A 13613-nucleotide genomic window follows, 5' to 3' on the forward strand; every position below is an offset into this window, starting at 1 on the left:
GCCGACCGTGCGCTCGCCGCGCCGGATCGATTCGATGCGCTTCCGGCGTGCCGCCAGACTTGCACTTGAAGCTGTCATTGGTCTCGCTCCACCACTCAACCTGCAAGCTACCTACCGGATACCTACCTGCGCCGTATTAGCGTGCGCGGTGACCCTGTGTTGTTCTGTCATGCATTGTGGCCGACCGCGGGGGCAATCGACAACACGAGGAGAAAGTAAATGCGTTACGCCGACCCCGGCCAACCCGGTTCGAAAATCACCTTCAAGCCCCGTTACGACAACTTCATCGGCGGCAAGTGGGTGGCGCCTGTCGAGGGTCAATACTTCGACAACATCTCTCCTGTCACCGGCAAGGTCTTCTGCCAGGCCGCCCGCTCGCAGGCCGCCGACATCGAACTCGCGCTCGACGCCGCCCACAAGGCGCGCGACGCCTGGGGTCGCACCTCGCCGGCCGGCCGTGCCGCCGTGCTGCTGAAGATCGCCGACCGCCTCGAAGCCAACCTCGAAATGCTGGCCGTCGCCGAAACCTGGGACAACGGCAAGCCGATCCGCGAAACGCTGGCCGCCGACATCCCGCTCGCCATCGATCACTTCCGCTACTACGCTGGATGCATCCGCGCCCAGGAAGGTTCCCTGTCGGAAATCGACGACGACACCGTCGCCTACCACTTCCACGAGCCGCTGGGCGTCGTCGGCCAGATCATCCCGTGGAACTTCCCGATCCTGATGGCGGCGTGGAAGCTGGCACCGGCACTCGCCGCCGGCAACTGCATCATCCTGAAGCCGGCAGAGCAGACCCCGGTTTCCATCATGGTGCTGGCCGAACTGATCGCCGACATCCTGCCGCCGGGCGTGCTGAACATCGTCAACGGTTTCGGCATCGAAGCCGGCAAGCCGCTGGCCACCAGCCCGCGCATCGCCAAGATCGCCTTCACCGGCGAAACTACGACCGGCCGCCTCATCCTGCAATATGCGTCCCAGAACATAATCCCGTTGACCGTCGAACTGGGCGGCAAGTCGCCCAACATCTTCTTCGACGACGTGATGGACAAGGACGACGACTTCTTCGACAAGTGCCTCGAAGGCTTCGCCATGTTCTCGCTGAACCAGGGTGAAGTGTGCACCTGCCCGAGCCGCGCCATGGTGCAGGAATCGATCGCCGACCAGTTCATCGAGCGCGCCATCGCCCGCGTCGCCAAGGTGCGCGGCGGACACCCGCTCGACACCGACACCATGATCGGCGCCCAGGCCAGCTCGGACCAGGCCGAAAAGATCATGTCCTACATCGACATCGGCCGCCAGGAAGGCGCGCAGGTGCTGATCGGTGGCGCCAAGCGTCAGGAATCGGAAACCGGCGGCTACTACATCCAGCCGACCGTGCTGAAGGGACACAACAAGATGCGCGTGTTCCAGGAAGAAATCTTCGGCCCGGTGCTCGCCCTGACCACCTTCAAGGACGAAGCCGACGCGCTGCAGATCGCCAACGACACGCTGTACGGCCTTGGCGCCGGCGTGTGGTCGCGCTCGGTGCATCGCACCTACCGCTTCGGCCGCAACATCCAGGCCGGCCGCGTATGGACCAACTGCTATCACCTCTACCCGGCACACGCCGCGTTCGGTGGCTACAAGCAGTCGGGCATCGGTCGCGAAACCCACAAGATGATGCTGGACCACTACCAGCAGACCAAGAACCTGCTGGTGAGCTACTCGCCGAAGGCGCTGGGCTTCTTCTGAGGCAGCAACGAGAAAGGGGCGCTCCGGCGCCCTTTTTTCGTCAACCGCGCTGACCTCGTAGGAGCGGTCTTCTGACCGCGACAGCAGCGGCAAACGAAGCGCGGGCGCATCAATATCCGCCCTGTCGCGGTCAGAAGACCGCTCCTACAAAATCGGCATCCGTCCAACCGCCCCCGCTCCGGCAACCATCCGAGCACCCTACGGTCATCATTCACACAAGAACCCACGCAGGAGGAGAACCCATGGTCACCCGCGTCAGCGCCACCCCCGAAGCGCTCGAATGGATCGCAAAGCTCGCCCGCAAGCACGGCGCCCTGCTCTTCCATCAGTCCGGCGGCTGCTGCGACGGCAGCGCCCCGATGTGCTACCCGCGCAATGAATTCATACTCGGCAGTTCCGACGTACTCCTCGGCGAGATCGGCGGCATGCCCTTCTGCATGAGCGCGTCGCAGTTCGAGTACTGGCAGCACACCCATCTCATCATCGACGTCGTACCCGGCCGTGGATCCGGCTTCTCGATCGAATCACCGGAGGGCATCCGCTTTCTGACGCGGTCGCGGCTATACGAGCCTGACGAGGAGGTGGAACTGGAAAAGCTCGGCCCGCCGCCGCGTGGTGACACAGTGACCTGAGCGCACGCAGCGGGAATCCGTAGAAGCGGCCGGCGTTACAGGGGAGAGGTCGGTCGGTCCTCTGAGGGAGGAATCTTCTGACCCCGACAACGGCCTGTATCGAAGTTGACGGACGGCAGCAGCCGCGTCGCGGCCAAGGCCGCTTCCACAAGGGGGGCGCCTGACCAGCGACCCGAGCCGGGGCCCGGGTTTTCTGTGGGAGGGGTCTTCCGACCCCGACGGCAGCCTTTATCGAAGCCTGCGGATTGCAGAGGCCATGCCGGAAGCGGCCAAGGCAGTTCCCACAAGAAAGGCGTTGCCACCTCAAAGCCCCTCGAACACCACGCACTCGCCCAGCGGCATGCCTGCCAGGTCCTCAGCCGACAGCAGCAGTTCGCCCGCCAACGGCGAGGCAACAACGACCGTCGGGTCGTTCCACGCCAGACTGCGTTCGAGTTCCGGCGCGCAGTAGTCGGTCGTCCTACAAAGGAAGTCCGCCGATTCGCTCAGCACACCGAAGCAGTGCGCGAAGCCCGCGAGCCCCCGGAACAGGCCTTGTTTCTCCCCCGCTCAGTGACACGCCCTACCACCGGCCGAAGATCGGAAACGGCAATACGGCGAATGCCCCTTAGTCAAAGGCTCTCCAGAAGCCCTTCCGTGGAAAAAGTCAGAGCCCGTCCGTCAGTCTGTCCAGCGGCTCAGCGGGCCTCGCGAAATACGCCTTGGTGTATGGATGCACTTCGTCATGCACCATCAGTTCGTCAACCGAGAACCAGCGTAGCGCCTCGTGCTGATCATCTGACTCAAGGGCAACCTCGGAGTCCAGATCCAGTTGATGTGGCAAGACCACGTAGTGCGTGCTGATGCCTTCAACACCCGCAAAGTTATCCGGGTAGAGATGCTCATAGATGCCCACGCTACGCCAGCCCGCCAAGGGTACCGCTGTCCCGAGCTCTCGCCTCACCACTCGAACCAACGCATCGGCCAACCGCTCATCCTTCAGGATGCGGCCGCCCGGAACGAACCAGAAGTCCTTAGCCGGACGATTGTTGCGCCGGCCAAGCAAGATGTTGTCACCCTGCGATCGCAGAATCAGATCGATCGAAATCAGGGGCGTCCTGCTTACAACGGCCAGAAAGTCGTCCTTCGAGATCATCGCCACACCCTTACAAATAGTTTCACTTCGTAATCAGCCTCAATCCGCTCCTTGTCCTACAGCTCAAACCGAGGTCTCGCGCCAATTTCAAAAATCGACGCACCCAAGGCAGAGATATGCAGGGGGATGCTTCTTCATTTCGCATTCAAGGTTTGCCGAGCGTGATCGTCAAATGCATTGCGTGCTCAGGAACCCAACGCAGATCTGCTGAATTGGGTGTCGCTCTGGCGGCCCAGTCAGGCCTCCGACCAAGCATGACCACCGTGCCCTGACGAGAGACGGCAACCATATCAACAAGAAAAAAGCGACGAGGTGCTCACTACTGAGCGTTCACGCCGCGCCGGCAACTGTCCTGCACCAAGCTGGTCATCTAAACCTGAGATGATTGTGAGAGGGCCCAGCCCTCTTGCCAAGACTTATCCGACAAAGACATTACGGATGTCATAACCTTGGTGACTTCAATGCATCAGCGAAATTTGATCAGAACTCTCTCTGCGCTCGTCGCGTTGTTCGCAACAAGCCTAGCGAGCGCGGAAACGTACTACGTTGACAGTCAGGCAGGCCGCGATTCGAACGACGGACTGGCGGCGACTCAGTCCGCAGCTGCGACCGGACCGTGGAGGTCGCTGGCCAAGGTTGCATCGGCGCCTCTAGCAGCCGGCGACGTGATACTCCTGAAATGTGGCCAGCGTTGGAACGAAACACTGAAGCTTTCGGGCTCTGGTTCGGCGACCGCACCGATCGAAATCGGCTCGTTCCCGGCAGGTTGCACCAACAAGCCCATTATTGACGGTAGCGTCACGCTTCCCTCCGCGGGGTGGTCCAGCACAACGACGAGCGGGAAGTGGGTCGCAAGTTGGCCACCCAACGTCATCATCAACGGTAAGGCAGATCTTGGCGTTGCGGCCCCGTGGTCCTCATGGTCGGACGCGGGCAACCACAAGCTCTATCTCTCCTCAACGTGTCCGACCGCCGGAACGTGCCTTACGCTTGATGGCGGATCGGCTCGTCAACATTCACTGGCCATAAGCAACACATTTCCGGTAGCCGCGGGACAGTCCGTGCGGATCAGCCTCACGTATCGACTGCCGCTAGGACACTCGGCCAACGTCGTCGTTCGGCGCAACGCAGCGCCTTGGGAAACGCTCGGACTCGCACAGACGCTGACTGGTAACGGTAACTGGCAGACCATTACAGCAACCTTTACCGCAACCGAGACGGCGAATAACGCCCGGCTTGATCTGGAACTCCGTCCGGGTAATGGTCCCCTGGTCTTCGATGACGTTGCGATAGTGCCGAGCTACCCACTACCGCTCGAAGTACATGTCGGATCCGTTCTTCAGAATCCTGCCCATCATCCAAACGCGGGCCATCTGTCAACCGCGCCTACATCCGTCTATCTCCCGATTCCCGCCGACGCACCCTATTTCCAACATCCTCAGCGGGCAACGAACGTTTCTACCAGTTTCACGCTCCCGACAACTCTCGGACTTCCCGGCGGTGCTTCGCTCACTCCCGGGCTGGGTGTTAACATCCGCAGTCGCTCTTGGGCGTTCGAGGAGAACGCCATACGGTCACTGTCCGGAAGTACCGTGACACTGCGAGACAGTTCGCTGTTCGCTCTCCAGCAGGGCTGGGGATTCTTCCTGACGGGCGCTGGATGGATGGTTGACAGCCCCGCCGAATGGTTTGCCGACTCGACGACCGGCCGCCTGATTCTAGCCACGCATGACGCTGCCGTACCTGCAGGTCGTGTGACCGCCACGGTGCTTGATCGCGGAATCGACTTGAGTAATCAGTCCAATGTGGTGGTGAGGAACCTTCGCGTACAGAAGGTAGGGACCGGTGTTGTCGCGACCAACAGCACAAACGTTCAGCTCGACGGCCTGTCAATATCTCGAACGGCAGGTTTCGGAGTGGATTTTCTCGCCAGCCGCGAGTTCATGATTTCGAACTCGGAAATCAGTGACACTCGTCTCGACGCTCTCTCCGGCACCCAGCACTGGAAAACCAGCGCCATATACGCAGTCGTGCGTGACAACTTGATCGTAGGGAGCGGCACCAACAGTTCGCCGACCGATCCTGAGCGCCTGCCCGCGCCCGCGCTCGCGTCGCTGCACGCCGGAACCTACGCAACTGTAAGCGGCAACACCCTGGTCCGGAGCGCCTACACAGGTATTCGCGCCGACAAGGGAAGCGTGGTCAGCGGCAATCACGTTGTTGACAGCTGCCTGGTTCTCGACGACGGAGGTGGCATCTATGTGCAGGAGACAGACAATGACGGAGTCATCGAGAACAACGTGGTCGAGAATGTTATCGGTCGCACTGACGGCAAACCGCGCGCAAGTACCCAGGCTGTCGGGATCTACCTGGACGATCTGACATCCGGCGTGACCGTTCGTCAAAATACCGTCAGCAATGCCGACAACGGCATCCAGGTGCACAACGCCTTCAACAACGTCATCGAGAACAACACCCTGTTCGGAAACCGGGTCAATCAATTGTGGTTCCAGGAAAACTGGAACAGGCTGAATCCGGCAGGTGACATTTACGGCAACGAGATACGCGGGAATCTGTTCGTCCCGACCACCCCCGTTCCGGCCCTCTACCAACTTTCGGAGTTTTCCTTTCCGTCGCGTTTCGCCACCTATGCCGGCAACCTATACTCCGGTCTGCTGACCGCGGTCGTCGCGATGAATTCGTGGAAGGACGCGGCAGGAGAATGGCAGAACGTCAGCTATACCTACTCGCAATGGGAAAGCTCGGTTCTCGGCAACACGGGGGTCGCCGCCGCGCTTGCCGCGACGGACAACACCTACATCGCGCCCAAGGCCTATGCGCAGTATCGTGTGACGGGAGCGAACATCCTTCCGACGCTCGTCATCGACACCGGCCCGGACGGATGGAAGACCTGGACGTCGGCCACGGCACCGGCACCCATCTCCTACGCCGGCTGCCCCAATGCTCCGTGCATCCGTGCTGCAGCCGGAACTGCTGACAGTATCCTCATCAGCCCGAACTTCAGTACGACCAAGGACCAGTGGTATCGACTGTCCTTTGATCTCAGGACATCCGCCGCAGGGCAAAAGGTGGACATCGTGATTCGTCGCGGTGGCGGCGGTCAGAACGGCTTCAGCAGCCTGATGGGTTCGCCCATCTCGGTGACCGGCGATGGACAATGGAAGCGTCACGCCTTCATATTCAAGGCTAACAATACTGTCGTGAAGAACAATCCGGCGACGCTGGACAATGGTGCCCGAGTTTACTTCGGGGGCATCAAACCGGGCCAAGCAGTTGAAATCGGACGCCTCGATCTGGTTCCGATTTCGTCGGTCGAAGAAAGCACGCAGATCCGACTGATTTCAAACCCCGAGAGCAGCGCTCAGTACGTCGAATGCCCTGACGCCGAGCTCACGCCGGCGAACTGCTCGAAGTATGTCGATCTTCGAACCGAACAACCGATTTCGTGGCCCGCCACATTGCTTGCCCACGAATCCATCGTTGTATTCACCCAGGAACGCTCGCTTCTCGACAGCGATCAGGACGGTATTCCGGACAGTCAGGACAGTTGCGGGGGGACGACTGCAGGTCTCGCCGTCAACGCATCCGGTTGCCCGTGACTTTGAAGGATCAGCGACGGCCCGCCAGCAATTGGCGGGCCGCTCCGACCACGAACAATGTGTTCGTGGTCAGGTAGCGCTTCCACAGGCGGCGCGGTTCCGACAGCAGACGGTGCAGCCATTCGAGCCCGTGACGCTGCATCCATTCCGGCGCCCTATTGACGGTTCCCGCATAGAAGTCGAACGCCGCACCGACGCCAAGCATTACCGCATTCACACGACCACGGTGCTCGGCCATCCAACGCTCCTGCTTCGGGCAGCCAAGTCCAACGAATACGAGCCCGGCCCCGCTGTCATTGATCTGCGCCACGATTGCCGCGTCCTCCTCCTCGGAAAGGGGCCGGAAGGGCGGCGAGCAGATACCTCCGACAACAATGTCTGGATGCCTCTCGCGGACACGGTCAACAAGAAGTGCAAGGGTCTCCGGAGTACTACCGAAAAAGAAGACCGGGATGCCGGAGGTCCTCGCCTGTTCAAGAAGGCTTGGCATTAGATCCGGACCGCTGATCTTTGGCTGATGGGGAAATCCAAGCTTTCGCATCATCCATGCAACGGGGGCACCATCGGGCGTTGCCATATCGCTGCTCGAGATGACCCTGAAGTAATCCGGCGAACGGCTCGCGGTGACAACGACATGGGCATTGCAGATGGTGACGTAACGGGACGAGCGCTGGCGCGCCCAGGACATGATTCGTCGTACGGCCGCGTCCCACCCGATGACGTCGATGGGCACCGATAGCACAGGCACCGTGGTTCTTTCATCGGTCAAAGTGCAACCTCCTCGATGGCTTCGCGGTAGATGGACAACAGTTGTTCATGATTCCTGGCGGGTGTGTACTTCTGCTCGTACTCGCGCCGCGCGTTCTCACCCATACGGTGCATTTCCAAGTGATGCGCACGCGCCCATTCGAGCTTGGCTGCAAGGTCGCCCGGATCGCCAGGATTGAAAAGCAACCCAGTCCGGCCGTCCTCGATCAGTGCTGCCATGGCACCAAGGCGACTGGCAACGACCGGAAGCCCGGCAGAAAAGGCCTCGACCAGCGTGCGCGGGAAGTTCTCGTACCAGACGCTGGGCATCACCAGCGCCAGATGCTGATGCATCAGGTCATTGATCGATGCGCCATCCTGCCACCCGTACATCACGGCATTCGGACGCATCCGTATCGCCCCATCCATCTCACCCGTGCCCACCACGTGACACTTGACGTCGGGCGCAAGTGAGAGCGCCGACGAGAGCACGTCGATACCCTTCTCGATCGAAAGCCGACCGACATAGAGGAATTCGTCGCTGCCCGTTGATGGGTCCATGCGCCGGTCCTCGACGAAATTCGGCTTCACGCGCAGCCGGTCGCGTGGCAACCCGCCTCGGATGAAGACCTCCTTGCAGAAATCGTTCAGCGCGATGTAACGGCTCACCTTGTACGACCAGGTCCCCAGTGCGCGATGGACCGTGACGGCTGCGGCCAAGGCTGCCGTCTGCGCCCGCGATCCGCGATAACACGCGTGCATCACGCCGCGCCAAGGCAAGTGCCCCACGCAGTCCTCACATACCTTGCTCTCCCGCATCAAGAGTGCCTGAGGACAGAGCAGACGGAAGTTGTGCAGGGTCTGCACGACCGGCACGTGCAAGCTGGCGGCAGCCGAGTAGATGGAGGGCGAAAGCCGGGCGAACGTGTTATGAACATGAATCACGTCCGGCCTGAAGGTGCGAATCGCATCAGACAGTTCCGCATGACTCTCCGACGACCAGATCGTATCCGCGAGCAGCTTCAGCTTCCCGCGCGACTCCAGACCTTCGTTGTCGCGCACGAAGGTTTCCACGTCGTGGCCGAAGGTACGCAGCAATCCGACCTCGGACTCGAAGACCGAATCCTCGCCGCCTCGCTGCTGATAACGGTTATGGCAAACAAGAACCTTCATCGCTGACCGGGCTACTTTCTGAGCAGGAACGGGCCGGGTCCAAACCCGTCTCGGCCACTGAACGTCGCAAGGTCAACGACATGCTCATCCATCGTTTCGACGCTGCTCCACTGACCTTTTAGACGTGACAGGTCGAATTCGTCAGCAACCGTCCACGCGATCGCCATGCCTGGTGCGCTCGCATCGCGGCAGAAAACATCATGAAGCTGCCGCTCGCAATGCCAGCGACGACCCTGACGCCAGCGGTCCAGTGCACGGAGCGCAATCGGGAAGGACGGCTTGATCTTCTCCGTTTTCGGATCGAAAGCCCCCATCGACTCGTTGTCCCAGGCGTAGAAGAAGTTTCTCGACACGCCCTGGCTCTCAAGAATGAAGATGGCTCGGGCAACAAAGGATGCTGCCATCGCTTCGGAATACACCGGATCCTTCTTCGAAAACCCCGCTATGGCTGGATCTATCGCTCTGCCTGCCCCCTGGACCAGCCAGCCGAACTCCGTATTCCATATGGGCTTGTCGCGCACGCCGGCGCGCTCAAGAGAAGACTTGAGTCTCTGCGTCATCTCGAACATCACCTCAGGGGGGCGATGCCCAGTGTAGAAGTGGTAACCGATCACATCGACATGCTTTGCCACACCCGTGGCGAGCAGCGCGTCGATCCGGTTCAGACCGTCACCGCTGGCGAGCGCTGGCAGCACGATGCGCGCACCGGGATCGATCTCCTTGACGATCCGCGCAACCTCACGCGTCAGATCCGCCATCGTCTCCCAGGAGCCCGTATAGAAATTCTTCCAGTTCGGCTCGTTCCAGACCTCGTAGGTCCGTATGCGGCCCTTGTAACGGGTCGCCACCGCACGCACGAAGTTGCGCCAGTCTTCCATCCGCGCGGGCTCCGCAGCAGAGCCCTCGCCGTAGGCCCCCGCCTCGTCCGGACGTGCAGAGGCCCATCGCGGCGTAACACCGAACGCGTATACCACCTCGGCATTTTTGGTTTCGGCCAGCCTGACCCACAGATCAAGACGATTGAAATCGATCTCGCCGCGGCGTTGCTCCATGTCGCGCCACGAGACACCGGCGTCCCAAAGCCGCCAAGCCCCGATCGGAGCGTCAGGCCAAGGGGTCTTGACTGCGCGGTGAATGTGCACACCCACCCTGTCACGGGGCGCATCGGCAAGCACGGCAAGCGGAAGCAACAGCGCGATCAGAAATCCAACCACAAGGTGGCGCACCGCCACGCTGCGGAGCGAAATAGCGCCATTCATGCAAGCGCCCTTTGCAGATGAGTAACCAGTTCAACCTTGAACCGGGCGACCCGTGCTGCAATCGCGGCAGAGATCTCGTCACGGTGAGCGAGTGATTCCTCTATCGCCGGGACGAGCTCCGTCAACTGAACGTTTGAAATATCGAATACCCTGTTTTCGAGTCCCAGTTCAGCCATCACCCCTTCGGTCTTGAACCCTTGATATCGGATCGCCACCACGGGGCAGGCGGCGCAGGCGGCAAGGATGCATGAGTGGAGACGCGTACCCAGCAGCACCCGGCACATGCCGTAGAGAAAACTCAGCTCTTCCGGTGCAAGATCGTCGCGCACCAGCAGGTAAGGAACGCCCACCGCCTCAAGGCGCTGGGCAAGCCGATTCAACAGATCAAGGTCGCTCTCCCCGTGATGCTGCACGGTGACCTGCGGAAACAGCGCGATACCCACGCCGTGCGAATTCGCAACGCTGACAGCGGTTTCGAACAGTGCGTCGAGATAGGCTTCCCTGCGAGCATGGGGATCGCTCGAATCGGGAAAGGTCCAATTGACGACCGTCACCCCTATCCACTGCCCCTGCCCCAGCTTTTTTACGACGTCGCCAAATTGCGCGGGTCGAGTCGGTTCGATCAGGAAGGCAAAGTCCGGAGCCCGGACCACCTTTGAATCAAGACCGAGCTCGCGCAGCAGCGCTTCCGACTTCTGCTCCCGGACGATCAGCTTCTGGCAAAGTTCGAGTGCGCGCCGGGTCATCGCCCTTCCACGCTCATCGACCAACGGGCCGACGCTCTGGCCCAGCATCACGACAGGGCGACGAAGTTTATGCGCCACGAAAATCGGATGCAGGATGCGCCACAGATAGAGCAGTGCGCGCAGCCCTCCCTGATCGTTGTAGATGTACTGACCGCCCTTGAGCAGCACCACATCCGCCTGCTTCATGGCGAGCACGGCCCTGTGCTGCCTCGGGAAGAGTCCGGCCAGGAATGGGAGACGGCGCACCAGCAACTCGGCGACCGTGCTCTTCAGTAGATTGAGCATCGCCGACACATTCCTGAACGCGCTGTGCGACGCGGTATCGACGTAGGGCGATGGAATCGCCATCTGTTGCACTTCCAGGCCGAGGCGCGTAACGAAGCGATGATGAAAGGCGAAATCCGGGTCAAGTTCGGAATACACGGACTGCAAGGTCAGTCTGGCATCCGGCTTTACCTGCCGGATCCCCTTGACCATGCCGACGACAATAGCCAGATCTCCCTTGTTGGAATCGGAATAGCCGTGGAGTATCAGAATGTTCAATGGCTTACCCTAGGTATCAATACGAAGAAATCTGCGTACCGCGCGCTCGAACACTGGCAGGGACATGCGGCTGGCGAAATCGGCCGCCCTGCCCGCCCTCAGGGCTCGCTCGCCTTCATCGGCTGCGCGCAGTAAATCGACACCGGACATGAAAGAAGCAGCGTCGCCAAAATCGAATGTGGCACCCAGGCCGTCTTGGCGCACGCGATGGCCCACGAGGCCATGTGCCGTCGAGAGCACCGGGACGCCGGAGGCCGCGGCGCGGCAGAGTGTTCCGCTCGTAGCCGTAAAGTCCCGGCTGTAGGGGAGGAGAAACGCATCCGCCGACGCGAAATATGCGGGGAGATCCGACTCTGGCACGAAGGCGTCAACATGGACGATACGTCCGGGGTGTGACCGCTTGGCCAGATCGAAGGCCTGAACAAAGGCCTTGTCTATCCGGCCCACGATCGCAAGGACAACGCCCTCCTTGCGCATCAATTCGGGCAGGAGCGACAAAATGAAGTCAAAACCTTTTCGCCGGTCCTGCTTGCCGAGCGAGAGCAGTACGAATGCATCATCGGCGAGGCCGAGCATGCGGCGCCCTTGTTCGCGCTGACGAGGAGAGAAGTCTCCAAACCATGGGTCTGGCAGCACGCCTGCGATGCGCCTCCCCGGCTGCAGACGTTCGTCAAAGGTGACCAGTCGCGCCCTCGACAAGCCAAGCGCCATCGACGTCAGGACGCGCAGCACAAAACTGCGGAAGCGAAGCCCCGGATTCAGCCTGAACAGGTATTCGACTCGATACTTCACGCAATAAAGCTCGTGGGCGCGAGCGATCTGTCTCAGAACAAGCGCATGGCGAAGATACGCGGCGAGATAGTCGTCCAGCGCCATGAACACGAAACTGGCGGACTGTCCGGATGCCTCCAGATCCCGCGCGATAGCGGCCAAACGCGTGACGAAAAGCGCACATTCATCATTCGTCAGATTGCGCATCCATGCCCCGCCGAGATCAGAGCCCACGGTCTCGATATGAGGCGTGAGACCGGCGTTGACGATCAGTTCGGAAAAATGCTCCGACGCATAGTCCTTGCGGGTAAGCAGTACGACCTTCGCCTGCCCGGCGAGCGCCGAGAGGAAATTGGCGACGATCTGGAGGCGGCTGCCGCGGAGCAGCGGCTCGATCAGTACGACCGTTTTCGTCATTTCCCGGCTACGGCATGAAGGCGCTGGAGCGACAAACGAACACTCTCCGGCACCGATTTGACATATCCACCCTGCAGTCCCTTTGTAACCACTCGCGTAGCCCGGGCAAGAGCGCGCACGACCGGCAGTGGCAACATTCGCGTAACGGCGTCGCCATAATGCTGACGCAACTCCGCGTTCTCACTCCGTATCGCATCATGCTGGGTGAACACCTTCTGGCTGTCATGGCATCGCATGCCTGACCAACAGCGTCGGACATGTGCGACCTTGAGGCCGGCGCGCGCAAAACGCAGCCAGAGTTCGAGATCCATCGTCAGATGCAGGTCTTCGCGCAGATAGCCGATCTTTTCGTGAACCCTGCGCCGCCAGAACATCGATGGCTGCGGAATGTAGTTATGGTCGAAAGCGAGTAGCCAGGGCATGAAGCCGATTTCGTGCTTCATGCGCAATGGCCGGCCCTTGCCGTCGATCAGCACCGCATCGCCGTAAACGGCGTCCACATCGGGGTGCCGGGCAAAGAACTCGAGTACCTCCGACAAGGCACCGTCGAGCAAGACGTCATCGGAACACAGCCATCCGACGACTTCGCCGGAGGCGCGCTGTAGTCCCTTGTTGATCGCCTCGGACTGCCCACCATCCTTCTCGCTGACCCAACCGGCAAGGTCAATCTCGTGCCTGCGAAGAATGTCCACGCTGCCATCAGTGGAGCCACCGTTGACTACGAAATACTCGAGCCCTTCAATTTTCTGCGCGACGACGGATCGGATCGTCGTATCAAGGAATGCCGCCTGATTGTATGAACAAGTGACGATCGATATTGTCGGCGTCATGAAAGA

Annotated in this window: 11 protein-coding genes; 3 read left to right on the forward strand and 8 right to left on the reverse strand. The window is 60.6% G+C overall.

Annotation, left to right across the window (positions count from 1 at the left end; translation table 11 throughout):
- Positions 1 to 219: 219 nt before the first annotated feature.
- Together adh and ACQ66H_RS11170 are read left to right on the forward strand one after the other, a co-directional pair.
- On the forward strand, positions 220 to 1734 hold the full coding sequence (adh, locus tag ACQ66H_RS11165; protein WP_430434091.1) for an aldehyde dehydrogenase: 1515 nt from the start codon (positions 220 to 222) through the stop codon (positions 1732 to 1734).
- Positions 1735 to 1976: 242 nt separating this feature from the next.
- A complete protein-coding gene (locus tag ACQ66H_RS11170) occupies positions 1977 to 2366 on the forward strand; it encodes a DUF779 domain-containing protein (protein ID WP_430434092.1) in 390 nt (129 codons plus the stop codon).
- Positions 2367 to 2669: 303 nt separating this feature from the next.
- On the opposite strand, the gene ACQ66H_RS11175 is transcribed toward ACQ66H_RS11170, so the two are convergent.
- A complete protein-coding gene (locus ACQ66H_RS11175; RefSeq protein WP_430434093.1) occupies positions 2670 to 2858 on the reverse strand; it encodes a hypothetical protein in 189 nt (62 codons plus the stop codon).
- A gap of 154 nt (positions 2859 to 3012) precedes the next feature.
- Positions 3013 to 3501, reverse strand: coding sequence for a GDP-mannose mannosyl hydrolase (locus ACQ66H_RS11180; protein ID WP_430434094.1), 489 nt, complete (start codon positions 3499 to 3501; stop codon positions 3013 to 3015).
- A gap of 665 nt (positions 3502 to 4166) precedes the next feature.
- On the opposite strand from ACQ66H_RS11180, the gene ACQ66H_RS11185 reads away from it, so the two are divergent.
- A complete protein-coding gene (locus ACQ66H_RS11185; RefSeq protein WP_430434095.1) occupies positions 4167 to 7121 on the forward strand; it encodes a right-handed parallel beta-helix repeat-containing protein in 2955 nt (984 codons plus the stop codon).
- A gap of 10 nt (positions 7122 to 7131) precedes the next feature.
- Here the strand turns inward: ACQ66H_RS11185 and ACQ66H_RS11190 are convergent, their stop codons facing one another.
- Genes ACQ66H_RS11190 through ACQ66H_RS11215 form a run of 6 tightly spaced genes read right to left on the reverse strand, consistent with a single transcriptional unit; the run spans position 7132 to position 13607 of the window.
- Positions 7132 to 7854, reverse strand: coding sequence for a WecB/TagA/CpsF family glycosyltransferase (locus ACQ66H_RS11190; RefSeq protein ID WP_430434096.1), 723 nt, complete (start codon positions 7852 to 7854; stop codon positions 7132 to 7134).
- 32 nt (positions 7855 to 7886) lie between these two features.
- Positions 7887 to 9041 carry a glycosyltransferase family 4 protein gene (locus ACQ66H_RS11195; RefSeq protein WP_430434097.1) on the reverse strand — a complete coding sequence of 385 codons (1155 nt, stop codon included), beginning with the start codon at positions 9039 to 9041 and terminating at the stop codon, positions 7887 to 7889.
- An 11-nt stretch (positions 9042 to 9052) separates the two neighbouring features.
- Positions 9053 to 10300, reverse strand: a complete 1248-nt coding sequence (locus ACQ66H_RS11200) for a GH39 family glycosyl hydrolase (protein WP_430434098.1) — start codon at positions 10298 to 10300, stop codon at positions 9053 to 9055.
- Positions 10297 to 11589 carry a polysaccharide pyruvyl transferase family protein gene (locus tag ACQ66H_RS11205; protein WP_430434099.1) on the reverse strand — a complete coding sequence of 431 codons (1293 nt, stop codon included), beginning with the start codon at positions 11587 to 11589 and terminating at the stop codon, positions 10297 to 10299. Before ACQ66H_RS11205 ends, ACQ66H_RS11200 begins: the two co-directional genes overlap by 4 nt.
- A 9-nt stretch (positions 11590 to 11598) precedes the next feature.
- On the reverse strand, positions 11599 to 12777 hold the full coding sequence (locus ACQ66H_RS11210; RefSeq protein WP_430434100.1) for a glycosyltransferase: 1179 nt from the start codon (positions 12775 to 12777) through the stop codon (positions 11599 to 11601).
- On the reverse strand, positions 12774 to 13607 hold the full coding sequence (locus tag ACQ66H_RS11215) for a glycosyltransferase family 2 protein (RefSeq protein ID WP_430434101.1): 834 nt from the start codon (positions 13605 to 13607) through the stop codon (positions 12774 to 12776). The genes ACQ66H_RS11210 and ACQ66H_RS11215 overlap by 4 nt, the downstream gene beginning before the upstream one ends.
- Between the last annotated feature and the right edge of the window lie 6 nt (positions 13608 to 13613).

This window comes from Methyloversatilis sp. (assembly GCF_965284615.1).
Lineage (GTDB): Bacteria > Pseudomonadota > Gammaproteobacteria > Burkholderiales > Rhodocyclaceae > Methyloversatilis.

What these genes read in the sequence shown, in the direction of transcription:
- adh (WP_430434091.1), top strand. Translation starts at nt 220, where the DNA reads ATGCGTTACGCCGACCCCGGCCAACCCGGTTCGAAAATCACCTTCAAG.
- ACQ66H_RS11170 (WP_430434092.1), top strand. Translation starts at nt 1,977, where the DNA reads ATGGTCACCCGCGTCAGCGCCACCCCCGAAGCGCTCGAATGGATCGCA.
- ACQ66H_RS11180 (WP_430434094.1), bottom strand. Translation starts at nt 3,501, where the DNA reads ATGATCTCGAAGGACGACTTTCTGGCCGTTGTAAGCAGGACGCCCCTG.
- ACQ66H_RS11195 (WP_430434097.1), bottom strand. Translation starts at nt 9,041, where the DNA reads ATGAAGGTTCTTGTTTGCCATAACCGTTATCAGCAGCGAGGCGGCGAG.
- ACQ66H_RS11200 (WP_430434098.1), bottom strand. Translation starts at nt 10,300, where the DNA reads ATGAATGGCGCTATTTCGCTCCGCAGCGTGGCGGTGCGCCACCTTGTG.
- ACQ66H_RS11210 (WP_430434100.1), bottom strand. Translation starts at nt 12,777, where the DNA reads ATGACGAAAACGGTCGTACTGATCGAGCCGCTGCTCCGCGGCAGCCGC.
- ACQ66H_RS11215 (WP_430434101.1), bottom strand. Translation starts at nt 13,607, where the DNA reads ATGACGCCGACAATATCGATCGTCACTTGTTCATACAATCAGGCGGCA.